Annotated in this window: 1 protein-coding gene; it reads right to left on the bottom strand. The window is 67.3% G+C overall.

Annotated elements, in window-relative coordinates; translation table 11 throughout:
- Window positions 1-263, bottom strand: a 263-nt coding sequence (locus SB751_RS31760) for a cation transporter (protein WP_410749239.1), incomplete at both ends; no start/stop codon positions are given.

Raw genomic sequence — 263 nt, 5'->3', positions numbered from 1 at the left:
CATCGACTTCACTTCGCGCGCGACGAGCCACGCGATCGTCATCAGCAGAAAGCCGATGCAGATCGAGCCGCACGCGTCCCACACGGGATTGCCGGTGATCACCGTCAGCAGCACCGCGACGAACGCAATCGCGAGACCCGCGAGCGCGGCGACGTCCTCGCCCGCCACGACCAGCAGGTCCGAATCGCGCGTTTCGCGGAACCATCGCCACAGCGGCTTGCCCGGATTGCCCGCGCGAATCTCGCGCATCGCGCCATACAGCG

The sequence above is a fragment of the Cupriavidus sp. SIMBA_020 genome, assembly GCF_046535395.1.
Taxonomy (GTDB): Bacteria; Pseudomonadota; Gammaproteobacteria; order Burkholderiales; family Burkholderiaceae; genus Cupriavidus; species Cupriavidus campinensis.
The sequence above is the reverse complement of the archived record's forward strand: the minus strand, read 5'-3'. Positions and strand labels throughout refer to the sequence as shown.